The 22,205-nt window shown below is 51.8% G+C and carries 22 protein-coding genes; 17 read left to right on the plus strand and 5 right to left on the minus strand.

The features are described from left to right. Window positions 1-36 precede the first annotated feature (36 nt). On the plus strand, window positions 37-669 hold the full coding sequence (locus NST99_RS06470; RefSeq protein ID WP_038587115.1) for a YigZ family protein: 633 nt from the start codon (window positions 37-39) through the stop codon (window positions 667-669). A 3-nt stretch (window positions 670-672) separates the two neighbouring features. Beyond that, the gene (locus NST99_RS06475; protein WP_341090476.1) at window positions 673-1,254 is read left to right on the plus strand and encodes a TetR/AcrR family transcriptional regulator; all 582 of its coding nucleotides are present in this window, start codon (window positions 673-675) and stop codon (window positions 1,252-1,254) included. A 160-nt stretch (window positions 1,255-1,414) separates the two neighbouring features. Here the strand turns inward: NST99_RS06475 and NST99_RS06480 are convergent, their stop codons facing one another. After that, complete coding sequence (locus tag NST99_RS06480) at window positions 1,415-1,816, minus strand: secondary thiamine-phosphate synthase enzyme YjbQ (RefSeq protein WP_076111178.1); 402 nt, start codon at window positions 1,814-1,816, stop codon at window positions 1,415-1,417. A gap of 198 nt (window positions 1,817-2,014) precedes the next feature. On the opposite strand from NST99_RS06480, the gene cysT reads away from it, so the two are divergent. The 4 genes from cysT (at window position 2,015) to NST99_RS06500 (ending at window position 6,207) form a co-directional block, all read left to right on the plus strand. Continuing rightward, complete coding sequence (gene cysT, locus NST99_RS06485) at window positions 2,015-2,830, plus strand: sulfate ABC transporter permease subunit CysT (RefSeq protein ID WP_341090478.1); 816 nt, start codon at window positions 2,015-2,017, stop codon at window positions 2,828-2,830. Further along, window positions 2,827-3,624, plus strand: a complete 798-nt coding sequence (locus NST99_RS06490) for a sulfate ABC transporter permease subunit (protein WP_038587126.1) — start codon at window positions 2,827-2,829, stop codon at window positions 3,622-3,624. Before cysT ends, NST99_RS06490 begins: the two co-directional genes overlap by 4 nt. A 2-nt stretch (window positions 3,625-3,626) precedes the next feature. Further along, window positions 3,627-4,691, plus strand: coding sequence for a sulfate/molybdate ABC transporter ATP-binding protein (locus NST99_RS06495; RefSeq protein WP_341097579.1), 1,065 nt, complete (start codon window positions 3,627-3,629; stop codon window positions 4,689-4,691). Between the two features lie 448 nt (window positions 4,692-5,139). Then, a complete protein-coding gene (locus NST99_RS06500) occupies window positions 5,140-6,207 on the plus strand; it encodes a sulfate ABC transporter substrate-binding protein (RefSeq protein ID WP_341090479.1) in 1,068 nt (355 codons plus the stop codon). Between the two features lie 116 nt (window positions 6,208-6,323). On the opposite strand, the gene NST99_RS06505 is transcribed toward NST99_RS06500, so the two are convergent. Next, the gene (locus NST99_RS06505) at window positions 6,324-6,770 is read right to left on the minus strand and encodes an HIT family protein (RefSeq protein ID WP_038587134.1); all 447 of its coding nucleotides are present in this window, start codon (window positions 6,768-6,770) and stop codon (window positions 6,324-6,326) included. Between the two features lie 182 nt (window positions 6,771-6,952). On the opposite strand from NST99_RS06505, the gene NST99_RS06510 reads away from it, so the two are divergent. After that, window positions 6,953-7,732, plus strand: coding sequence for an MBL fold metallo-hydrolase (locus NST99_RS06510; protein ID WP_341090481.1), 780 nt, complete (start codon window positions 6,953-6,955; stop codon window positions 7,730-7,732). Between the two features lie 606 nt (window positions 7,733-8,338). Here NST99_RS06510 and NST99_RS06515 read toward each other — a convergent pair. Both NST99_RS06515 and NST99_RS06520 read right to left on the minus strand, forming a co-directional pair. Beyond that, on the minus strand, window positions 8,339-9,145 hold the full coding sequence (locus NST99_RS06515; RefSeq protein WP_038587139.1) for a Cof-type HAD-IIB family hydrolase: 807 nt from the start codon (window positions 9,143-9,145) through the stop codon (window positions 8,339-8,341). 90 nt (window positions 9,146-9,235) lie between these two features. Continuing rightward, on the minus strand, window positions 9,236-10,159 hold the full coding sequence (locus NST99_RS06520) for a DMT family transporter (RefSeq protein WP_341090483.1): 924 nt from the start codon (window positions 10,157-10,159) through the stop codon (window positions 9,236-9,238). A 241-nt stretch (window positions 10,160-10,400) separates the two neighbouring features. Between NST99_RS06520 and NST99_RS06525 the strand changes: the two genes are divergently transcribed. From NST99_RS06525 to NST99_RS06540, 4 genes are all read left to right on the plus strand, one after another. Beyond that, on the plus strand, window positions 10,401-11,114 hold the full coding sequence (locus NST99_RS06525) for a metal-dependent hydrolase (RefSeq protein WP_341090484.1): 714 nt from the start codon (window positions 10,401-10,403) through the stop codon (window positions 11,112-11,114). A 160-nt stretch (window positions 11,115-11,274) separates the two neighbouring features. Then, window positions 11,275-11,850, plus strand: coding sequence for a TetR/AcrR family transcriptional regulator (locus NST99_RS06530; protein WP_341090485.1), 576 nt, complete (start codon window positions 11,275-11,277; stop codon window positions 11,848-11,850). 21 nt (window positions 11,851-11,871) lie between these two features. Beyond that, entirely contained in the window at window positions 11,872-12,819 is a 948-nt protein-coding gene (locus NST99_RS06535) for an ABC transporter ATP-binding protein (protein WP_341090487.1), read from the plus strand. Then, window positions 12,816-13,958: an ABC transporter permease gene (locus tag NST99_RS06540; protein WP_341090489.1), complete on the plus strand. Its 1,143-nt coding sequence runs from the start codon at window positions 12,816-12,818 to the stop codon at window positions 13,956-13,958. Before NST99_RS06535 ends, NST99_RS06540 begins: the two co-directional genes overlap by 4 nt. A 203-nt stretch (window positions 13,959-14,161) precedes the next feature. On the opposite strand, the gene NST99_RS06545 is transcribed toward NST99_RS06540, so the two are convergent. Next, a complete protein-coding gene (locus NST99_RS06545; protein ID WP_341090492.1) occupies window positions 14,162-15,163 on the minus strand; it encodes a lipoate--protein ligase in 1,002 nt (333 codons plus the stop codon). A gap of 224 nt (window positions 15,164-15,387) precedes the next feature. Here NST99_RS06545 and NST99_RS06550 point away from each other — a divergent pair, with 224 nt between their 5' ends. The 6 genes from NST99_RS06550 (at window position 15,388) to NST99_RS06575 (ending at window position 22,202) form a co-directional block, all read left to right on the plus strand. Beyond that, complete coding sequence (locus tag NST99_RS06550) at window positions 15,388-16,482, plus strand: pyridoxal phosphate-dependent aminotransferase (protein ID WP_341090494.1); 1,095 nt, start codon at window positions 15,388-15,390, stop codon at window positions 16,480-16,482. 903 nt (window positions 16,483-17,385) lie between these two features. After that, window positions 17,386-18,342 carry an adenosylcobinamide amidohydrolase gene (locus NST99_RS06555; protein WP_341090495.1) on the plus strand — a complete coding sequence of 319 codons (957 nt, stop codon included), beginning with the start codon at window positions 17,386-17,388 and terminating at the stop codon, window positions 18,340-18,342. A 37-nt stretch (window positions 18,343-18,379) separates the two neighbouring features. Next, entirely contained in the window at window positions 18,380-19,339 is a 960-nt protein-coding gene (gene cbiB / locus NST99_RS06560; protein WP_341090496.1) for an adenosylcobinamide-phosphate synthase CbiB, read from the plus strand. A gap of 25 nt (window positions 19,340-19,364) precedes the next feature. Continuing rightward, on the plus strand, window positions 19,365-19,667 hold the full coding sequence (locus tag NST99_RS06565) for a hypothetical protein (protein WP_341090498.1): 303 nt from the start codon (window positions 19,365-19,367) through the stop codon (window positions 19,665-19,667). 59 nt (window positions 19,668-19,726) lie between these two features. Further along, on the plus strand, window positions 19,727-20,461 hold the full coding sequence (locus NST99_RS06570) for a histidine phosphatase family protein (RefSeq protein WP_341090499.1): 735 nt from the start codon (window positions 19,727-19,729) through the stop codon (window positions 20,459-20,461). A 286-nt stretch (window positions 20,462-20,747) separates the two neighbouring features. Further along, window positions 20,748-22,202: an aminotransferase-like domain-containing protein gene (locus NST99_RS06575; protein ID WP_341090501.1), complete on the plus strand. Its 1,455-nt coding sequence runs from the start codon at window positions 20,748-20,750 to the stop codon at window positions 22,200-22,202. Window positions 22,203-22,205: the final 3 nt, after the last annotated feature.

Here is a 22,205-nt window from a genome sequence, read left to right on the forward strand (position 1 = left end):
TCAAGTTATCATACGTAGGTAAGGACTGGAATAAGGATGCTGGAACAATATCGGACGGTGCGTTCTCCCGGTTTCCGGGAAGTCGTAATCCGTAAATCACGCTTCATCGGTCATGTAATGCCGGTGGAGAATGAAGAAGAAGCGGTGCAATTTATCGAGAACATCAAGAAGCAGCATTGGAATGCTACACATAACTGCTCTGCTTATACGATTGGTGAGAGGGACGAGATTCAGAGGCAATCGGATGACGGGGAACCGAGTGGAACGGCCGGTAAACCGATTTTGGAGGTAATCCGCAACCAAGGTGTTAAAAATGTCGCAATTGTTGTTACCCGTTATTTTGGAGGCATCATGCTGGGAGCAGGAGGACTTATCCGGGCGTATACGGATGGGGCAGTGCTGGCACTCGAAGCTGGAGAAGTAATCACCCGTGTGCTGAGGCGGGAAGTATTCGTGGAAATCGAGTACACCTGGCTGGGCAAGGTCGAAAATGAGCTGAGAAATAAAGGCATTAAGACCGGAGAAACTTCGTTCACAGATAAGGTCAAACTGCTGTGTCTCCCGCGAAATGATGAAGGCGACGCATTTAAGGCATGGATAACAGATCTTACTGAGGGGCAATCCCTGGTAACTGAAGGGCGGCGGCTTTACTACAGCGAAGGGGAATAAGATATGGCAAGAAGAGCAGTGGAGAGAGAGTTGTCGAGGGAAAGAATATTGGAGGCGGCAAGGCATCTGTTTATCACCAAAGGATACCGGGCAATTTCCATGCGCAGCATCGGTCAGCATTTGGGGTATAGCCACGGCTCTCTTTATTATCATTTCAAGGAAAAGGCGGAGTTGTTCTACGCCATTGTAGTAGAGGATTTCAATCATGTGGCAACACTGCTTAATGAAGCAATGAACAAACCGCCTGAACCGGGAATGACCCGGGTGGAGCAGCTTATTATGGAGTTTATCCGCTTCGGACTGGATCATCCTTACCAATATGAGATTATGTTCATGATCCGGGATGAAGAGCTGCTTGCTTATTGTCGAGCGGAACAGGGACGATGTTTTGAGTTATTCTCAAGTATTGTACGCAGCCATATGAAGGAAGAGGGTTATGTTTCGGAGGATTGGCAGAGCGTGCCATTAACCTTGTTTTTATCCGCTCACGGATTCATTTCTTATTACATTCAGGATAAAGTTTCTTTCGATGATGTCAAAGTGGCCGCATTGACACATGTCAAAGTACTAAGCCGCAGTTTGTAAAAACACTGTTTTTCTAGCCCTTCACACTTTAGAACGTTGCATTGGTATAACTTTGCATGGCGAAAGTGTTATAGAGGCTATGCATTGTATAGAAGGCGGATCCCCGAAACTGGCGGAGCCGCTTTTTCTATACAATAATAGCTATAACTTTCGGGTCTGCCTACCCCTCGACAATTTTCAGATAACACTGCCGCCGTCTCGGCCCGTCGAACTCGCAGAAGTAGATGCCCTGCCAGCGTCCAAGCAGTAGTGCGCCTTCGTGGATAATAATGCTCTGTGAGGGACCGGCCGTAATCGATTTCAGATGAGCGGCGGTATTTCCTTCCGCATGACGGTAGTTGGGATGCTCCCAGGGAAAAACTTCGTCAAGTCTCATCAGCACATCGTGCTTCACGTCGGGATCGGCATTTTCGTTGATCGCAATTCCTGCGGTGGTATGCGGGCAATACACGACGATAATCCCGTTCTGTACACCGCTCTTTTTAACATAGGAAATAACTTCGCGGGTAATATCCCGCAATTCGTCCCGCTTGCTGGTCGTGATCTCCATGGTATGAAGCATTAGTTTGTATCTCCTTTCGGTGCTGCAGAAGTTGGAATGATAATATATTTTACCCCAAAAGTCTGTGAAAGTAATTGACGATACCAGAGGCATTTGGTAAAGTAGTGATAATATTAAACCAAGTATATTAATAGGAATAATTATGGGTATAAAGGCAAGTAAACCGACCGGTAAGCCGGAGGTGGGGGGACTTATAACTTGAATTCGCTGCTTAGACACAAGGGTTGGACTTGGGGATTTCGCTCAACTATACTGTTGTATTTCGTAATTCTTATCGTTTTGCCTATACTGGGCGTCTATTACAATTCATTTTCGCTAGGGTTCGGCAGTTTTGCTGAAGCGATAAGCGACCCAATTGCCTGGAAGTCGGTCTTCTTGACCTTAAAACTGGCCGTTATTGCCACAGTTATTAATGTTGTACTCGGCACGATGATTGCCTGGGTCCTTATACGTTATCAATTCCCCGGCAAGGCACTGTTGAACAGTCTTGTTGATCTGCCTTTTGCCCTGCCAACAGCAGTAGGTGGACTGATGATTCTCCTGCTGCTGGGTCCAGGCAGCCTGATTGGCGGGCTCGCGGAGGCGCTGGGCTTTGAAATTGTGTTTCATCAACCGGCGATTGTAATCGCTATGGTTTTTGTAACTTTCCCCTTCGTAATCCGTGCGGTTCAGCCGCTGCTGGAGGAGCTTGACCCTTCCGAGGAAGAAGCGGCTTATACGATGGGAGCCAAAAGCAGCCGCGTATTCAGGCAGGTCATTCTGCCCTCCATGGCACCGGGGATGATCAGCGGCGGGATGCTGGCCTTCTCACGTGCGCTTGCGGAGTTCGGAGCGGTTGTATTGGTAGCAGGCAATATTCCGGGCCGTACACTCGTCTCTTCCGTTTTTATTTTCGGGGAAGTGGAGAGTGATAATCCGGTGGGGGCTGCTGCGGTTTCCATCATTCTGTTGACGTTGTCCTTTCTTATTCTCTGGATGATCAATCTGCTGCAGATGCGGGGGGGACGGTCATGAGAAAATTATGGATTGGACTAACTTACCTAGTATTTTTCCTGCTGATTGCTGCGCCGCTGGGCAAGATGGCCATGGGGGCCTTCAGTGAAGGCTTCGGCGGCTTCTGGGCCGCCCTGAGCAGACCGGAGGCGCTGCATGCACTGATGATGACCGGGTTTGTCGTAGTTGTCGTTACGCTGCTGAACACGCTGTTTGGCATTATGATGGCTCTTTATCTGGTGCGGGCAAACTGGCTGGGGAAACGGGTAAAAGGGCTGCTAAACAGCATTGTAGATTTGCCCTATGCGGTATCTCCGGTTATCGGCGGGCTGATGATTGTGCTGCTGCTGGGCCCGGACAGCGCTTTGGGGTCAATCTTCGAACAAATCGGACTGAAGATTGTGTACGCTTTTCCCGGGATGGTCATTGCTACGCTCTTTGTAACCTTCCCTTTAATGGTGCGTGAAGTGATGCCGGTGCTCCAGGAGATCGGTTCACAGCAGGAAGAGGCGGCTTCAACGCTTGGAGCCTATGGCTGGACAACATTTTGGAAGGTGACCTGGCCGTCGATCCGCTGGGCGGTAATCTATGGTGTAATTCTAACGGTTGCGCGCTCGCTTGGTGAATTTGGTGCGGTGCTTGTCGTTTCCGGCAACATCATGAACAAGACCCAGACCGCGACCACCCTGGTCTACCAGGATGTCGAGAATTTCAATGTAACGGCTGCGGGCGGGATAGCGCTGGTGCTGGCCGCATTTTCCGCGGGTCTGCTGCTGCTGATGGAATGGAGCAAGAGAAGAAAGGGAGTGCATTAGGTATGCATGTCGAGGTTCGGGGTCTGAATAAACATTTTGGGGATTTTCATGCCGTCAAGGACGTTGGTTTCGGGATTACCAAAGGTCATCTGATCGGGCTGCTCGGGCCCAGCGGGGGCGGCAAAACCTCGATTCTGCGCATGCTGGCAGGACTGGAGACACCAGACAGCGGTGAAATCATTTTTCACGGCCGGGCGGTGAACAATCTTCCGCCGCAGGAGCGGGAAATCGGCTTTGTTTTCCAGAACTATGCACTGTTCAAGCACATGACCGTTTATGAGAATATCGCTTTTGGTCTTAAGGTGAAAAAAGTTAACAAAAATACGATCCAGAACCGTGTTATGGAATTGGTGGAGCTCACAGGACTGAAGGGGTTCGAGAAACGGTATCCCCATCAGCTCTCCGGCGGCCAGCGCCAGCGGGTGGCTTTTGCCCGGGCGCTTGCGCCTGAGCCGCAGCTGCTGTTGCTGGATGAGCCGTTCGCGGCGATTGACGCGAAGATCCGCCAGGAGCTGCGTTCCTGGCTGCGCGAGCTGATCGAGCGTGTCGGGATCACCTCCATCTTCGTTACACATGACCAGGACGAAGCGATAGAAGTGGCCGATGAGATCATGATCATCAACCAAGGCCGGCTGGAGCAGAAAGGCACGCCTTGGGATATTTACAAGGAGCCGAAGACGCCGTTTGTGGCCACCTTTATCGGCGAGTCTACACTGATCGAAAGCGCCTCCGAGCTGAAGGGCTTTAAGAATGCGGGCGGCGGCAAGCCGACCAAAGCCTTGATCCGCCCCGAGTATATCGAAGTGGGCCATCTGAATGAATTTAAAATGGCTTCGGCCACGGAGCAAGGTGTCGTGAAGCATCTGCATTTCCGCGGCAGCGAATGGCTGGTAGAGGTGGAAGTGAACGGCCACAAGCTGGTGACCTACCGTTCACTGGAGAAGGAAACCTTGCAGCCGGGCCAGGAGATCGCCGTGCTTGTCCACCGCGCCTATTTGTTTAATGATGAGCGGAGCTGGATTCAGGAGAACGGGCTGAAGGAAGACCCGATGCCTGTATTCATTTAATCACTCACTAGATTTTATATCATTAACCGTCCGCAGCAGGACGGTGCAGTTTCTATTAAATAAAAAACAGGGTTTAACAATCTGTTGTCAGGCGGCAAGAGGAGAGCTGGAGCGGAAGAAGCGATAGCGCCCGCGATGAAGTAAGATGAACTTTAGCCAACAATAACGGGTGAAAGCAACGGAGGGGAACTTTGGAACTGTAGGAGCGACAGCGTTCGCCTTTATGTTTGGATTTCTACCGCTAGCAGCGGTTCAAATCAGGAAATCCAAACATAACAGCGACCGGAAGTCCAAATATTCACCGCAGTTGTGAACGTCACCTTGATTGGATGACTGGAGGGTTCATCTTGACTGAAAAGAACTGTCAGCAGCTTTAGCCCCAACCTCCCCCAGCCAAGCTGTCAACACAGATTGTTAAACCAAACACCCCGAAGGATGTGGAGCCGGTATGAGGCTTTTCAAAAGGAGCAGACAACTGCACGGATGGCTAGCTGCCTTAATGCTGGTAATGCTCGCGCTGGCCCTTGCCGGCTGCGCGAAGGAACAGGACACCGCAGCGGAGGAAACTCCCCAGCAAGGAGACCTGACGCTTGTAGTCGGTGCCTATAGTGTGGCTAAAGACGCGATGGGCGATATTCTGCCGTTGTTCGCAGCGAAGTGGAAGGCGGAGACCGGCCAGACTATCGCCTTTCAGGAATCCTATGAGGCTTCGGGGACCCAAGCCCGGGCAATTGCCGGCGGGTTCGAAGCCGATGTGACGCTGCTGGCCATGGAAGGCGATGTCGACAAGCTGGTAAAGGCAGGGCTGGTAGAGAAAACTTGGAAGGAGCGGGGAGAAGCCGGGATGGTGACCCGCTCGGTTGTCGCTCTAGGGACACGCGAAGGCAACCCGAAGGGAATTCACGACTTTGCTGATTTGGCGAAGCCCGGCGTTAAGGTGCTTTATCCCAATCCGAAGACCTCTGGCGGAGCACAGTGGGACATCAACGCCATCTATGGGGCGGGTCTCAAGCTGTCTGAGGCGCAAGGAGGGGTGAAAGACCCTGCTGCCGCTAAAGCTTTTTTGGAGAGCATACACGCGAACGTAGAATCTCTGGACAAAAGCGGGCGGGCTTCGATGGCTGCCTTTGAATACGGCGTGGGTGATGTTATCGTCACCTATGAGAATGAGCTGCTGGCGCGGATTGCCCAGGGTGTAAATTATGAGGTTGTTATTCCACAGAATACGATCCTGATCGAGAATCCTGCGGCGGTCGTGGACAAATACGCGGATGAGCATGGAACCCGCGAGGCAGCGGAGGCGCTGGTGGACTTCCTGACAACCCGGGAGGCCCAAGAGGTCTTCGCCGAATACGGCTTCCGTCCGGTGAATGAGCAGGTGTATGCGGAGAATGCAGACCATTATCCTGTCCCGGCTGGGCTTTTTGATATTCAGTATCTTGGCGGCTGGGATGAAGTGCGCAGCACACTCTACGCCAAACGTGGAGTCTGGTATCAGGTACTGGCCGGAATATAACTTATACGGATAGGATTGTGCAGACCAAAGCTGCAGCAAATAAGACCGTACCTCACCGCAGAGGGCGGTCTTTGCTCTGTTTTTATATGTAATCTTTAAGCCTATACTTTGTCAGCCTACAACTTCTCCAACGCTCCCCGCAGTTTATGCTTCAATTCTTCCAGTGCCTCATGGCTCGGTCTGACACTTTCTGAATACATCGTCTCTCTAGGCGTCCACCAAACAGGATGAGTAGGATTCGGTTCTGTTAACCTTCTAGGGAAGATATGCCAGTGTATATGTGAATCACCGTTGCCAAGCAGTTCATAGTTTAGTTTATCCGGTTCAAAAGCTATGTTGACCGCCTCGGCGACTTTACTCATTTCCATAAGAAACTTCTGCTTGAAGCCGCTGTCCAGTTCGTGAAGCTCCCGTTTATGTTCCTTGCAGAGAAAAAGAGTGTAGCCTTCAAAATACTGATGGTCGCCAATGACCACATAGCCGGTTTCGAGTTCAGCTACGAAGTAGGGATTGGTGTCTTCTTTAATCATGTCAATCCGTCTGCAGATCAAACAGTCTTCCATGAAAATAACCTCCTGTATGCGTTCTTGAAATCCACATTTTACATTAACAGCTCCCCCCTTTCACTGCTATGCTAAATATGCTTTTGCATGGAGAGCTTTAATAATAATGAGATGAAGAGGGAGATGTACTATAATGGGGGTTACTTAAACTTCCGCACCGGGAACTGAAGGAGAGATTAGAGATGGATAACTTGGTGTTTTTGGGGACAGGCGACGCAATGGGCGTTCCCCGGGTATATTGCAGCTGTGAGACCTGTATGGAGGCTAGAGCGGGCGGGCTGAATGTGCGGCTTCGCTCTTCCGTGCTTATAGATAACGGCAGTGATTTTGTGGCAATTGACTGTGGGCCGGACTGGCGGCGGCAGATGGAATTGCTTGGGCAGCGTACTATGCGCAGGCTGCTGGTGACTCATGCCCATTTCGACCATATTGGCGGATTGCCCGAATGGGCAGATGCCTGCCGCTGGATGGGATATAAAGGGGAGCTGTACGCGCCTGCGGAGGTGATTCCGGTGATTCTGCGGCAATATCCATGGCTGGACCGCAATATACAGATGATACCGTGCGATGACGGGATCAAGCTGGATGGCTGGCAAATCGACACGTGGAAAGTGAATCACGGCAAAAACGGATACTCCTACGCCTTCCGCCTGGAGAAGGAGGGGTATAAGTGGGTATATTGTCCGGACTCCATCTCCCTTACACCGCAGGAAACGGAGCGCATGCATGGCCTGGATCTGCTGGTACTGGGTACAAGCTTTTATTATGAGGCGGCGGAGCTGTCGACCCGCTCTGTGTACGATATGACGGAAGCAGCAGATCTGCTGCGGACAGTTCAGCCGGCACGCGCCGTATACACACATATGTCGCATGATGTGGATCAGAGAAAAGCTTATATTTTGCCGGAAAATGTGACGCTGGCGGTTACGGGCCTAAGACTCCCGCTCACACGTTCGGAGTAAATGAAAGGCGCGCATAGTAGAGCTGGCGGGTCAGGGGTGAGCATGACAGGCGCGGAGCCAGTAGAATTCCCGGCATGCTGCTAGCTGTGCCCCGCTGGACAACAAAAGGGTGCTTAGTCAAGGTCTACAGACCCGGGACTAAGCACCCTTTTGCATAATGGCCAGGGCGGAGAATTAATACGCGATATACAGTAGCGCCAATGCGGCCCTGAGTGACAGAACGCGTACTATTAATTAGTTGAGTAATCAGCAGTCAGGTAATGAGCGGTTCATCGTACAGACTGAGTGATCTGCTTAATCGCAATTGCGGTTAACTGTATTTCATACAGCTATATCTTTACTTTTCAGTAGCAATTGGGGAATAGTTGCACTTTGTACATTTAAATAGGCGGGTTCCGGCTGAAAAGCAGGTTTTCGTCTTTTTTAATTGCGCGAAATACAACTATTTCTCAAAATCAATCGTTTTTGCCCCAAATAGTTGCAGCAAATACATTTAAGCAGGGGGTTACTTATGCGATCTTCAATCGCACACTTCAACCTCCCGGTTCCCGCAGAAGCATCCGCATTCCCCATCATTACAGCACACTGCCTAAGGTTTACCTCAGCTTAAGCTTCTACGTTATTCAGAATAAATTTATCGATAGCGAATTTTACACCGTCTTCGTTATTGCTGAGTGTAATGAAATCAGCGATTTCCTTCAGCGCGGGAATGGAATTGGCCATAGCAACGCCGAGTCCGGCAGCTTCCAGCATTTCGTGGTCGTTCCAGGAATCTCCCACAGCAATGGTTTCGGACAGCTCGCAGCCGAAGTGGGCCGCAAGGAACTCAAGCGCCAGGCCTTTGGTGCCTTCATGATGCATGATTTCCAGGAAATGCGGCTTCGACTTCGTGATGTGGACGGAATCACCCAGCAGCTCACGCAGAATTGGCGACAGTTCGTCCAGGAATGCGGGATCGTCGATGATGAGCATTTTTGGCGTTTTTTGCGGAACGAGCTTTTCCCAATCCGGCTCAATATAGTATTGGGTTCCGTTCAGCGCGGAGTAATCAATCAGCTTCTGGTTCTCTTCACGGGCATACAGCTTGTCGTCAATATAAGTCTGCAGATGCAGGTCATGCTCTACACAGTAGGTGAACAGCTTGCGTACGGCATCCTGCGGGACATAACGTTCGTACAGTACTTTTTCATCCATCAGGTTCTTCACCAATGCGCCTTGATAGGTGATGATTGGCACGTTCAGTCCCGTTTGACGGGCGATGGCTTGTGCTGAAGCATAAGCGCGACCGGTAGCCAGAGTTACGACAACGCCTGCGGCAACGGCCTGTTCCAGTGCGGTCTGTGTTGCGGGAGTTACTTCTTTCTCATCATTGATCAGGGTGTCGTCAATATCGATAGCAATCAATTTGTACATGTGTGGTTCTCTCCTTAGTTGTCTTCTATTTGTATTTGTATTTCCGGCTTGTAGCGGTGGTTTGTACTGCTGTTCAGTCCTGCTTCAGGCTCAGTTTCTATCCTGCTGCAGAACTCCGTTCCTGGCCGGTTCAGGGCTGAGCTCCGCCATTAGCATGGCCGCAAGGATGCAAAGGCAGCCGAAACCAGCGGAGATGCCTAATGTCTCACCGCCGAAGGCAAGGCCGGTCAAGACGGCGAATACTGGCTCCGTAGCGTAAATGATGGCTACCCGTGACGGGGTGGTGTACTTTTGGCAGGCGGTCTGAATCCAGAAGGCAAACGCGCTCGTTGGACCAATGGATATCAGCAGCGCCCACAGCACATCCGGTTTCAGGATCAGCTCTCCGCTGTGAGCCAGCGGTGCGGTTCCGTCTACAAGGAGCGAAGCCACAATGCTGAACAGTCCGACAAAAGCGAGCTGCAGCGTCGCCAGCGGCAGCGCCGGATAACGCGGAGCATACACGCCAGTATAGGCAACCTGCAGCGCAAAGGCGACAGCGCAGAGCAGAATCAGGCCGTTGCCTTTATTCAGGGAGAATGCCGAGCCGGTAAAGGTCAGCAGATAAAGTCCCGCCACCGCCAGGATTGCACTAAACCAGGTATAGCGGGATATAGCGTGTTTCAGCAGCGCCAAGGACAGGAAAGGGACAAGCACCACCGACAGACCGGTAATGAACCCGGTGTTGGAAGTGGTCGTGTACAGCAGGCCCATCGTCTGGAAGCCATAGCCCATAAACAAAAAAAGGCCGAGCAGCAGGGAGTGGCCCACCATGCGCCAGCTTAGCTTTTTCCATTCATGGCGGTAAAAAACAGCGGTAATCAGCGCCAGCAGCAGAGCGGCACCCGTAAACCGGATACTGTTAAAAGCGAGAGGCGGCAGCACTCTGACGGCATGCTGTACAATCAGAAACGTTGAGCCCCACATTATCGCTACCAGCAGCAGACTGAGATCGGCGATTCTGGAGCGGGTCACAGTGGTCATCCTTTCCTGGAATATAAGAAGGGTTAGATAGAGTTCAGCTGCTGTATCAAGTTGTCCAAATTGTATCCTAAAACAGGGGGAAGGACAAGCCGAAACTGCGCAAAAGGGCAGCTGGTACAAGGAGTGAAACTTAATCATTCAGCCCAGGCTGGACAAAAAATCCAGACCTTGGTATACTTCGATAACCGTACACTTGTTCTTATTTCGACAACTTAGAAAGGAGCGGTTCTCTATGATGGGCAAATCCCATTTAGTAATCAGCACCGGGGTTACCCTCTCTGTTATGAATCTGCTCGGCTATGAAATCACGATTCCGGCGATCGCCGTGGCAGCAGTCAGCGCGCTGCTCCCCGATATCGATGAGCCGAATTCATTGCTGGTGCGCAAGGCGATTCCCGAATTCCTGCTGCGCATCCTGCAGGTGGCTCTGATCGGAGCAGCGGTGTATCTCTATTTTGCCGAGGTTGCAGCTCCGCCCTGGAATATCGCCCTGGCGCTGCTGGTGGGCAGCGTGTCCTTCCTGCCGGGCAGGAGGCTGCGGCATCTCGTCATGCTGCTGATTGCGCTGGCGCTGTTCGCGTTCGCAGACGATTACGACCCGTGGAACTACATTGCCGCCTGCGTGCTGGTCGTGTCCTCCGTGGTCCCGCACCGCGGGCTAACACATACGCTCTACGCGGTGGCCGGGTGGGGAGCGCTGCTCTATTTTGCCTCCCTGGAAATGAATGACGGCGGCAGCCTGTGGATTGCCGGCGGCCTGTCCTATGCGCTGCATCTGCTGGCGGATTCGTTGACCCAGCGCGGGATCACCCCGCTGCCTCCGATCCCCTTCAAGCTTCGGCTTAAGCTGATGAGCACCGGCACGAAGAAGGGTAGTGCAGTAGAGAATCTCTGTATTGTGTTTACGCTTGTACTGGTCATTTATGCATTTGTACTCACCCCTTGAGACGGCCGAAGCTCCTCCTGGGGCACTGAAGGCTTTCCGCTGCTTGCAGCGGGGAGCCTTTTTTCTCGTCCTTTTTGAGCAAGGTGTTATTTAATTCACAGATATCACCAACAGACCTTGTTATATTGAACATACCGACGGTCGGAATGGAGAGCCGAATATGACAAAAAAACAGTTAAAGCAACATAGAGTGGAGTCTCTGCTCCTGGCAGCCGTAGAAGAGTTTCTCGAAAAGGGCTATGATGGCGCATCTGTAGATGCTATAGCCAAGCGGGCCGGTGTCAGCAAGGGCGGCTTTTATCATCATTTTCCCAATAAGGAAGTCCTCCTGATGGAGGCGAATCAGAAGCTTTCAGAGCCAGTCATGGAAATGGCAGAAAAGGCTTACTCGAATAGCAGTGCTATGGATGGATTAAGACAATATATTAAAGAATATCTGAACTATTGGGCAAGCAGGCCAAGAGAATTGAGCTTTTTTTTCTTATCGATGTCAAAGGCTTTGCAAGCTCCGGCCCTTATGGAGTATTACAGAGAATATGTAAATCAAAGCACTGCGTTCTTTGTAGGGATGTTTCAAAAAGCAGTGGAATCCGGAGAGGCTGATCTGAGGGACCCCGAAGCCTATGGAATCTCCTTGATGGGGGCACTCGATGGGGTTGTTTCTTATGTGATGATTCATCCTGAGGAGGATATTGAGCTTCTGGTTGAGCGGTTTGAACAGGTCTGGCTGAAATAAACGAAAGGAGTAATCCAATGTATGGAGCATGAGAACTTTCTTTCTGTAGAAGGATTAAGCAAAACATATGGTGAACTGCCCGCAGTAGACAATGTAAGCTTTTCGGTTCGCAAGGGAGAGGTATTCGGGTTGCTCGGACCCAATGGTGCCGGTAAGACGACTACCATAAGAATGCTGTGCGGTCTTCTCAAAGTGGATTCAGGCCGTATTACTGTAAATGGAATCTCCATGTCTTCCGGCTATGAACGTGTAAAAGGGATGATAGGGCTGTGTCCGCAGGAAATCGTCATCTGGGAGCTGCTTACCTGCCTTGAACAATTGAAATTTGCCGGTATGGCCTACGGGCTAAGTTCCAGAGCAGCCGGTAATAAGGCAGAAAGCCTGCTGCAATCGCTTGGACTTTGGGAGAAAAGAAATAAGCTTGCCAAGACGTTGTCAGGCGGTATGCAAAGGAGACTCAATATCGCGCTGGCACTTGTCCATGACCCGAAGCTGATTATTTTGGATGAACCTCAGGCAGGGCTTGATCCCCAGAGCAGAATACTCGTACGTGACTTCATCAGGCAGCTGGCACAAGAAAGAACGGTGATTCTCACCACACATGACATGGATGAAGCCGACAGACTTTCAGACAGGGTGGCTATCATGGACCATGGGAAGGTGCTTTTGATAGACACTCCCGAGAAGCTCAAGGCAAAGTCCGGGGAGGGAGAACTTCTGCAGATACGGGTTAATGGGGTAAGCGCAGATTTGGCCCATCAAGTCCTGAAGTCGATGCCGGATGAATGTACAGAGCGAACCTATTTGGATGGATTATTTCTGCTGGGGGCGGGTGGAGTTCTTGAGCTTATTCCGAAGGTGAACCAGAGATTGCAGGCTTTTAACATACATATAGAGGATATGACGATCCGGAAGCGGACGCTTGAGGATGCATTTATTGCTGTGACTGGAAGGGGGCTGCGGGAATGAGACTGGCGGCTTCGGTTACCAAATCCTTTAAGGAAAACATAAGGGATTGGAAAGTTCTCGCGATGGTCTTGATGTTCTCTCCGTTCTTTTTAGTACTGATGAACCTTTTTTACGGGGGAGGGCCTATCACTTATCATTTAGGCGTTCTGAATTTGGATTCAGGCCATGCATCCATCGAATTAATCAGCAATCTGAAGAATATGAAGGGGCAGGACAACTCGCATCTATTTAATGTAACCGGTTTTGGTGGCGAGGAGCCATTAAGAGCAAAGGTAAAGGAAAAGGTCGTAGATATAGGAATCCTCATCCCAGAAGATTATTCTGACAAATTAGCCGGCAAGGCTGCCGGGAACAATGCAGACTCTGCTCATGTAAACTTTTATGGAAGCATGGGGAATATGCGATATCCGGTTGCGGCGGTATGGGTGGGAGATGCTATAAGCAAACAGGGGTTGGATGCAGCGGAAATAACATTGCCCGCAAGTATAAATGAAACTTTTCTGGAGAAAAAACAGCCGTTGAACGAATTTGAAGGTTATGTTCCGGGTTTAATCTCTTTGGCTGTTTTAATGATCCTGTTTACAGCCACAGCTTCCATTGTGAAGGAAAATGATAAGAAGACACTTATAAGGTTGAAGCTCAGCCGTCTTGGAGCCTTCAATTTCCTTGCCGGTATATGTATTACGCAAGCCATCGTAGCAGCAGGGGCCATTGTTCTGTCCTACTGGACGGCGCTTGGATTAGGCTACAGACCGGCAGGAGGATTTGGTGCCATCCTTGTCGTTGGGATCCTGTCGAGCTTCTCCATGGTTGCTATAAGCTTAGTGGTAGCAAGCTTCCTGAATACTGTTTTTGATGTTTTAACTGTCGGCTGTTTTCCTTTCTTTATTCTAATGTTTTTTTCAGGGAGTATGTTCCCCCTGCCGAAGATGAGTATATTGACAATCCACGGGCATTCCTTTGGGATCACAGATTTATTGCCGCTTACGCATACCGCCAATGCTTTTAATCACATCTTGAACGATGGAGCAGGCTTGCATGAGGTATGGTTTGATTTCACAATGATTGCTCTGCTCACCATAATATATTTTGTAACAGGACTTTTGCTGTACCAGAAGCGCAAGCTTTCCAAAGCATAACTGAATGTGAACAGAGGAAGGAACGGCGCTGGAAACCGCTGTTTCATTAAAAAAACCAGCCAGACTCCCGTTATTGGAGCTTGGCTGGTTTTTGTTCAAATATAAGAATTTATATGTTTCACACGATAACTTATCCTTCTATTTCTCGCTGAAACGGTACCGTCCTTAAAAAGGACGGCAAAGCCGTTTCCACTTGCGAAAAGCTATTCCTCCAGGAAAATAAGCCCGATAAAGTCCTCCGGCTCAATGCGGCCGAAATAATGCTTCAGATCGAGCCCGGACAGAGCGTCTCTGACCTCAGCTTGCTCATAACGTTTGCCGCGCAGCGCGTTCTCTACGTCTGCCACATCGCCGACGCCGAAGAAATCACCATAGATTTTGATCTCTTGAATAATGGAATCTTCAATATCCATGCGGATATCGACAAGTCCTGCCGGGAATTTGCGGGTATGCTTCACATTGCTTTTCGGCGACAGGCCGTAGTTCCAATCCCAGTTCTGGTAATGCTCCCTGGAAATTTCATTGATCCGAACCCAGTCGTCCATGGTCAGCTTGTACTGTGGAACCTCGGAAGGCTCCATGCCAAAGATGGAACGCAGCAGGCCTTCGCGGAATTCCTCAATCGTCATTTCAGTGCCGAGCAGCTCCTTAATGTTGGCCACCCGGCTGCGCACGGATTTGGTGCTCTTGGATTTGAATTTCTCCGGATTGACATTGAGCGATGCCTGCACATCATCCAAATTGAGGTTGAACATCAAGGTTCCATGGCTGAACATACGTCCGCGTGTGGAGAATTGGGCATTTCCGGAGATCTTTTGCTCGCCGACCTGAAGGTCATTGCGCCCGCTAAGCTCGGCATTTACACCCATGGACTGCAAGTAGTCGATCACCGGCTGAGTGAATTTGAGAAAGTTATGGAACGACTGTCCGTCGTCTTTGGTAATAAAGCTGAAGTTGAGATTGCCGAGGTCATGATAGACAGCCCCGCCGCCGGACAACCGCCGCACGACCTGGATGTTGTTGTCTTTTACATACTCCTGGTTGATCTCTTCAATCGTATTCTGGTGTTTGCCGATGATGATGGACGGACTGTTGATATAAAAGAGCAGATAGCTTTCGTCCATCGGCAGGTTTTTAAGTGCAAACTCTTCAATCGCCAGATTAATCGATGCGTCTGTGATTCCTGTGTTATCGATAAAAAGCATAGTGTATTCCTCCGCTTAGGCATGATTAACTACTGCATTTATTCTAAACTAAAAGCTTGCATTTCACAAAATAGAAAACATTTTTCATATAAGCAGCTATGTGTGCTGAAGAACCTAACTGTGCATTCACTGATGCCGGGGCATTGACGTACTCTTGGCAAAGGGGCAATAATTGGGTCAATGAAGAAGATACCCGCGAGAACGATCAGAGGGAGTGCAGAACTATGCTTGAAAAATATGGCCACGGCGGTGATTTGCTGACAGCAGCGGAACTCTATGGGGTAGGGGACGGCCTGTTTCTTGATTTCAGCGCCAATATTAACCCGCTGGGCCCGCCGCCCGGCGTACTTGAGCTGCTGCGTGATTCCGGGCAAGCCGTCACGGCTTATCCCGATCCCGGACACCGCAGATTAAAGTCGCTGCTGTCGGAGAGTCTTGAAGTAGACAGCAGCTGGATTACGGTGGGCAACGGGGCAGCAGAGTCAATGGCGCTGTTACTGCTGGCTGCAGCACCGCGCAAGGTGGGGATCATTGAGCCTTGCTTCTCCGAGTACCGCCAGCTTGCGGAGCAGTTCGGTGCGGAGGTCTTGTCCGTTCAGGGAACGAAGGAGCAGGATTACCGGGCAGGTGTGCAGAGCATCGCCAGACTGCTGGAGCAGGTCGATCTGCTGTTCCTCGGCCAGCCGAACAATCCAAACGGCGTCCAGTATTCGCTGGACGACCTCCGTCTGCTGGCACGCAAGGCGGAGCGCTGCGGGGCCATTTTTGCAGTCGATGAAGCGTTCATCGACTTCATTCCCGGGGAGCGGCGGCAATCTTTGCTGCCGGAGCTGGCGGGGTACCGTCAGACGGTGCTGATCCGCTCGATGACGAAGTTCTATGCCATCCCGGGGCTGCGCCTGGGATTCACGGTCGCGCATCCCGAGCTTGCAGCGGCAATGACCGCCAAGCAGGTGACATGGAGCGTGAACGGCCTGGCGCTGCTGGCCGGGGAGGCTTGCCTGCGCAGCGGGCAAGCCTATGAGGTGCGCACCCGCGAGTTAATCGCGGGGGAGCGGGAGGTGCTGCGGCAGGGGCTGCTGCACCTTGGCTGCGCTGTGCCGCCGGGCGAGGCCAACTTCCTGCTCGCCGGCCTGCCTGCGCCATGGACGGCGCAGGAAATGCAGGCTAGGCTGGGCCGCAGCGGCATCCTGGTGCGCAGCTGCGCCATGTATGCCGGCCTGGGGCCCGGCCATATCCGCGTCGCGGTCCGGGGGCAGGGCGACAATGCCCGGCTGCTCCGGCAGATGGCGGAGATTATGCAGGGGGAATTTTTATGATCGGCTGGGCTGCTTGCTCAGACAGATATATGCAGGAGGCATAAGCTGGCGAAGATTATTAATCTGCGGAGAATAGCAGTGGCGGCCAGTCATAGCGATCAGAGTTGTAACTATTTGCAATGTGCTTGCTTGCGGATCTGCTGACTGTAGCAGCGAATATGAGTGTGATGAGATTATGGAATAGATGTATTTTCTGCAACTATCAGGTGCGGCTGCAGGGTAGTTTGAGAGTTACTTGTATTTTGTGCAATTAAAAGTAGCTGAAATGGGCATTTCTGCTGAAACAGGCTTTTTAGATGTACGGAGTGCAACTAAATCAAATTTCCTCCTGAAATGAGAGCTTTTAGTTGTACAGTATGCAGTTATCTCTATAGTTGAGGATGTGAAGAGGTATGTTAGAGGGGAAGAAGTATGTTAGCTAAGAAGAGGTAGGTTAGAGGGGAAGTAATAAGTTAGCTGAGAAGAGGTAGATTTGCTGAGAAGAGGTAGGTTAGAGGGGAAGAAGTATGTTAGCTAAGAAGAGGTAGGTTAAAGGAGAAGTAGTATGTTAGCTAAGAAGAGGTAGGTTAAAGGAGAAGTAGTATGTTAGTTGAGAAAAAGTTTGTTAGAGAGCTAAGGTTATTACTATAAAAAGTCATAGTGATCTGGCTGCCCTTCAATACTTAGCAAGAATCAACGTTGATGAGAGTTTTATGTTATTCATTCCTTGTGCGGCAATGTTTAGTGAGATCGGCTGGATGGCATGCTTCTTCTTGCCCGCTTTTTGAGTACAATTACAGTAGGAGTTACGAGCCGTAGTAAGCTGCGAACATGGAGCTGAAGTACGAACCAGGTTGAAACTGCGAACAAGGCTGATGCTGTGCATAGATTGTGGAAAAAAACTGTGAGGGGAGATGGTAGAAGATGGACGAAGTGAAAATCCCTTTTAATCTTACCGGCGGGGAAACTGTGTATCTGAGCAGGGTATGGCCGGGGCTTGTACTGGAATGGAAGGAAGGACATCTGCTGCTGGAGTTCCCGGCTGAGGCGGATGGGATTTCGAGTGCGGTGTACGGCGGGGGAATGGGGCGACTACAGCGGGCCGTCAACCAATTTGTCAGTCGTGATTACGAGTGCAGCGATCCTGTGCGGGATATGGAGCTTAAATTGCGCGAATGGGGCTACCCGCAAGAAGGCTGTGCGGGCCTTATGACCGCTGTGCCGCTGGAGCACGCAGCTGTGATAGAAGAAGATACCGGCTCGGCAGGTATCTTTTGCTGTGTGACGGCCGCTTCAGGCAATGCCGCGCGCGCCGGGGTGGAGCGCCCCGTGCTGGCGGCTTACCGCCCCGGCACGATCAATATTATGCTCGGCATTGATGGACGGCTGACTCCGGCGGCGATGGTCAATGCCGTAATGACGGCAGCCGAAGCCAAAGCTGCCGCCCTGGCCGATCTCGGCGTCACCGATCCCGAGAACGGCCTGATTGCAACCGGCACAACCACGGATGCGGTTGTGCTTGCCGTGAGCCAAAGCGGGCGCTACGGCGCGGAGCATGTCTACGCTGGAACAGCTACTGATCTTGGCGGCGCGATTGGCAGGCTGGTGTATGCCGCTGTTACCGGCAGCCTGCAGTCGGTGAAATCCGTTCAGCCGGCGCAATCTGTGCAGCCAGCTAAGGTGGAACAATTGGCTGAACCAGTAATATCGGTTCAAACAGATCAAGTTGTGCGATATGATTCCAAGGCGAAAGCCATCCAAAGCGCCTCCATGGCTCAAGCTGTGCCACCTGCTCCACTGGCTCAAACTGTGTCATCCGCTCGACTGACCCAAGCTGTGCCATCTGCTCCACAGGAGCAGGCTAGGACGGGCGGGCAATGAGCAGCCTATTCCTGATAACCCGGCGGGGTGAGTGCCTGTGAGTCTTGCGTTAATATTGCTGGCAGCCTATATGCTGGACCTTATCGTAGGCGATCCAAGGAGTCTTCCCCATCCCGTAGTGTATATGGGGAAGGCGATTTCTGCGATCGAGCGGCTGATCCGCCGCTTTGTCTTGCAGCCGCGGAGTCTGAAGCGGGCCGGGGTCCTGCTGCCGCTGCTGGTGGCGGGCGGAGCCTGGGGGCTGACAGCACTCCTCGTCGGACTGCTGTCCTGGGTATCTCCCTGGCTCGGCTGGGCAGCCGGGGCTTGGCTGATCTCCACAACGATTGCCGCCAAAGGATTGAAGGAGGCAGGGCTTGCCGTATATGTCGAGCTGCGCAAGGGTGATCTTCCCGCAGCGCGCAAGGCGCTGGGGATGATCGTCGGCCGCGATACGGCTGGGCTGGAAAGCCCGGAGATTGTCCGCGGCACTGTGGAAACCGTAGCGGAGAATATCGTCGATGCGATTATTTCCCCGCTGTTCTTTGCCCTGCTGGGCGGTGCACCGCTGGCCATGGCTTACCGTGCAGTGAACACGCTGGATTCCATGGTCGGCTACAAGAACGACAAATACCGCGACCTCGGCTGGGCATCCGCCCGGCTCGATGATGTGGCCAATTACATACCGGCGCGAATCACTGCGCTGCTGTTAACCTTATGCGCCTGGCTGCTGCGGCTGGATTGGCAGGGCTGCTGGCGCACCGTACTTCGCGATGCCCGCCTTCATCCAAGTCCGAACAGCGGCTACCCGGAGTCAGCAGTTGCCGGAGCACTGGGCATTCGGCTGGGGGGCGAAAATGTCTATCACGGCATCACTTCGTTCCGGGCTTACATGGGAGACCCGCTGCGTCCTTTGGAACCGGAGGATATCATTGTGACCTCCCGACTGATGCTGCTCTCTTCGGCAATATTCGTCTGCTTCTGTGCGGCATTGGCATGGATTTGGATCGGAGGCTGAGCGGCGGGCATGACAGATCTAACACATGGACAAGAACATGGACAAGAACTTAAGCATGGGCATGTGCGCGAACATGAGCATGAGCAAGAGCAAGAGCAACAACAAAGACAAGAGCGAGAACAAAGGCAAGAACAAAGGCAAGAACAAAGGCAAGGGCAAGAACAAAGGCAAGGGCAAGAACAAAGGCAAGGGCAAGAACAAAGGCAAGGGCAAGAACAACGGCAAGAGCAAGAACAAAGGCAAGGGCAAGATCAAAGGCAAGGGCAAGATCAAAGGCAAGAGCAAGAACAACAGCAAGGGCAAAAGCACGGAAAAGAGTCAAAACTAAAACAAGTGCTAGAGCAGGAGATAAGAAAAGAGCCAAGGCCGAGGGATGAGAAAGCACAGGTGCTGGCTCCAAAACTGGATCAAGTTCGGCCCAAAGTGCTGCCCAAAGTGCTGCCCAAAGTACTCCAGCTCCAGTTAGTTCTTCTCCGCCATGGCCATACGCAGTGGAATAAGGAACGCCGTTATCTGGGGAGTACGGATATTCCTCTACTGCCCGGAGCACGGGAGGAGATGACTGCGCGCAGGGAGCAGCCTGAACTGCGCGGTGTTTTCTGGCGGGTATATTGCAGCGATTTGCGCAGATGCCGGGAGACATTGGCTTGCATCGCACCAGGTCTTGAGGCGTCGGCCATTTATGATTCCCGTTTGCGTGAGATGAGCTTCGGCGCGTGGGAGGGCTGTACTTATGAGCAGCTGCAGAATAATCCCGATTATCGAAGCTGGATTGATGATCCTGCCGAGGTCACGCCGCCTGACGGGGAATCCTGGCAGGCGTTCGAAGCGCGGCTGGACTCTTTTTTACAGGAACTAAGGCAGTCAGCCGCAGCAAGCGGGGATGAGGCTGAATTAAGCCTGCCCCCTGAAGACGGTACCGGCCAAACTGCCGCCCCGGGCCACCATCCTAGTGAAGAACCGCTGCATTTGCGTGTGCTGCTGGTGACCCACGGCGGTGTAATCCGCCAGCTGCTGGCACGGGCTTTGGAGGACGTGACTTTCCGTACTGCCGCCGCTCCGCCGCCTGGAACAGCGGTAGTACTTACACTGGTACGGAGCGCAGGCAAGTGGCAGTGGTAATCCTTATTCAAAAAAAATGTTCTGCCAAACGCATCTGTAAGCACTAGAAGAAATCCCATGATGCAGGCGTTGATTAGTCCATGAGCCGTGTATACAGCTGGGAAGCTGTGGGTCCGCAGAAACTGGATGCACAGAAAAGTACCCACATTATGTAATTAAAAAGCTATATCACTGCGGGACGCTTGGGTTATCCCGTCATAGAACCACACCGGAAGAAAATCCCGGGGTTGTGGTTCTTTTTTTACGCTGGCGACTGTGCCATGATAGCTATGGGGGCGATTGAAGCATGTTTAAGGATTTCAAGCTCATTGCCGGACGTCCGGTATATATTCAGGTGAAGGATTATTTGAAGCATCTCATTCTAAAAGGCGCCCTCCAAGGTGGCCAGAAGCTTCCGTCGACACGCGAGCTCAGCACACTGCTGAAAGTCAGCCGCAATTCAATTATTTCCGCCTATGCGGGGCTTACGGATGACGGCTTTGCGTATACGGTGCAGGGTCAAGGAAGTTATGTTTCGCTTGCTGCCTCTACTGAGAGTGCGGCGGCCCCCTCCTGGACTGTGGACTGGAAAGAGCGGATGAACAGCCGCGCGCTGCTGGCGGAGGAACTGGATATAATGAAGCGCGGAATCCGCGCGGAGAAGGGCACGATTTCTTTTACCAGTATTGCGCCCGATGAGAGCCTGTTTGATCTGGATAATGTAAAGCGGGCCTTTCTGGACCGCATGTCCGTAGAGGGCAACGTTCTGCTGAACTATGGCTATGCCAAGGGGTATAAGCCTTTAATAGACTATTTGCGGCAATATATGGAGCATAAGGGCGTGGATATGCGCGGCAAGGATATGCTGATTACGAATGGTTTTACGGAAGGCTTCGATTTGGTGCTATCCGCACTTGGCCAGAAGCATGGGCGTGTGCTCTGCGAGAATCCGACCCATCATACGGCGATCAAAAATATGCGGCTGAATGGATTTGCGATCACTGGAGTAACCATGGAGCGGGATGGTATCCACCTCGGTGAACTGAAACGGGCGCTGGAGGAGCGGGAGTATGACTGCGCGTATTTTGTGCCTTCCTATCACAATCCTACCGGCATCGTCATGTCCCCCGAAAAAAGACAAGGGCTGATGAAGCTGATGGCAGAGTACAGGGTGCCGGTCATCGAGGACGGCTTCAACGAAGAGCTGCGCTATTCGGGCTCACATGTGGCTCCGTTAATCGCGGCGGCGGGCGGCGGGAACAGCGTCGTCTATCTTGGCAGCTTCTCCAAGGTGTTGTTTCCCGGACTGCGGGTAGGCTGGGTGCTGGCTGATCAGGAGCTGATCTACTATCTGGAAAGTGTCAAAAGAGCCCGCAGTATTCATACTTCAACGCTGGATCAATCCATTCTGTATCAATATCTGCTCGGCGGACATCTGGAAAAATACCTCAAACGAGCGCGAACGGAATATAAACGGAAATACGAGCTGACGCTGGAATGCTGCAAGGAGTACTTGCCATATTTTGGGATAAGTGGAGATGGCGGACTGCATCTTTTTGTAACCTTTCCCGAAGGCTTTAGTACAAGAGAACTGCTGGATGCCTGCCGTGAGCGGGGGGTTATTTTTACAGCGGGGGATATCTTCTTCACGAATGGAACAGGACAAAACACGCTGCGCCTGGGCTTCTCCAGGGTGGCTGACGGGGATATCCGCAGGGGAATTGAGATTATCGGCAGGGCAGCACGGCAACTACTGGGATGAAAA

It is taken from the genome of Paenibacillus sp. FSL L8-0470, assembly GCF_038008625.1.
GTDB lineage: Bacteria > Bacillota > Bacilli > Paenibacillales > Paenibacillaceae > Paenibacillus_AQ.

Bases quoted from the DNA above. Each gene is read 5' to 3' on its own strand.
- NST99_RS06470 (WP_038587115.1), top strand. From the start codon at position 37: ATGCTGGAACAATATCGGACGGTGCGTTCTCCCGGTTTCCGGGAAGTC.
- NST99_RS06475 (WP_341090476.1), top strand. From the start codon at position 673: ATGGCAAGAAGAGCAGTGGAGAGAGAGTTGTCGAGGGAAAGAATATTG.
- NST99_RS06480 (WP_076111178.1), bottom strand. From the start codon at position 1,816: ATGCTTCATACCATGGAGATCACGACCAGCAAGCGGGACGAATTGCGG.
- NST99_RS06490 (WP_038587126.1), top strand. From the start codon at position 2,827: ATGAGAAAATTATGGATTGGACTAACTTACCTAGTATTTTTCCTGCTG.
- NST99_RS06495 (WP_341097579.1), top strand. From the start codon at position 3,627: ATGCATGTCGAGGTTCGGGGTCTGAATAAACATTTTGGGGATTTTCAT.
- NST99_RS06500 (WP_341090479.1), top strand. From the start codon at position 5,140: ATGAGGCTTTTCAAAAGGAGCAGACAACTGCACGGATGGCTAGCTGCC.
- NST99_RS06505 (WP_038587134.1), bottom strand. From the start codon at position 6,770: ATGGAAGACTGTTTGATCTGCAGACGGATTGACATGATTAAAGAAGAC.
- NST99_RS06510 (WP_341090481.1), top strand. From the start codon at position 6,953: ATGGATAACTTGGTGTTTTTGGGGACAGGCGACGCAATGGGCGTTCCC.
- NST99_RS06515 (WP_038587139.1), bottom strand. From the start codon at position 9,145: ATGTACAAATTGATTGCTATCGATATTGACGACACCCTGATCAATGAT.
- NST99_RS06525 (WP_341090484.1), top strand. From the start codon at position 10,401: ATGATGGGCAAATCCCATTTAGTAATCAGCACCGGGGTTACCCTCTCT.
- NST99_RS06530 (WP_341090485.1), top strand. From the start codon at position 11,275: ATGACAAAAAAACAGTTAAAGCAACATAGAGTGGAGTCTCTGCTCCTG.
- NST99_RS06535 (WP_341090487.1), top strand. From the start codon at position 11,872: ATGGAGCATGAGAACTTTCTTTCTGTAGAAGGATTAAGCAAAACATAT.
- NST99_RS06540 (WP_341090489.1), top strand. From the start codon at position 12,816: ATGAGACTGGCGGCTTCGGTTACCAAATCCTTTAAGGAAAACATAAGG.
- NST99_RS06545 (WP_341090492.1), bottom strand. From the start codon at position 15,163: ATGCTTTTTATCGATAACACAGGAATCACAGACGCATCGATTAATCTG.
- NST99_RS06550 (WP_341090494.1), top strand. From the start codon at position 15,388: ATGCTTGAAAAATATGGCCACGGCGGTGATTTGCTGACAGCAGCGGAA.
- NST99_RS06555 (WP_341090495.1), top strand. From the start codon at position 17,386: ATGGACGAAGTGAAAATCCCTTTTAATCTTACCGGCGGGGAAACTGTG.
- NST99_RS06565 (WP_341090498.1), top strand. From the start codon at position 19,365: ATGGACAAGAACATGGACAAGAACTTAAGCATGGGCATGTGCGCGAAC.
- NST99_RS06575 (WP_341090501.1), top strand. From the start codon at position 20,748: ATGTTTAAGGATTTCAAGCTCATTGCCGGACGTCCGGTATATATTCAG.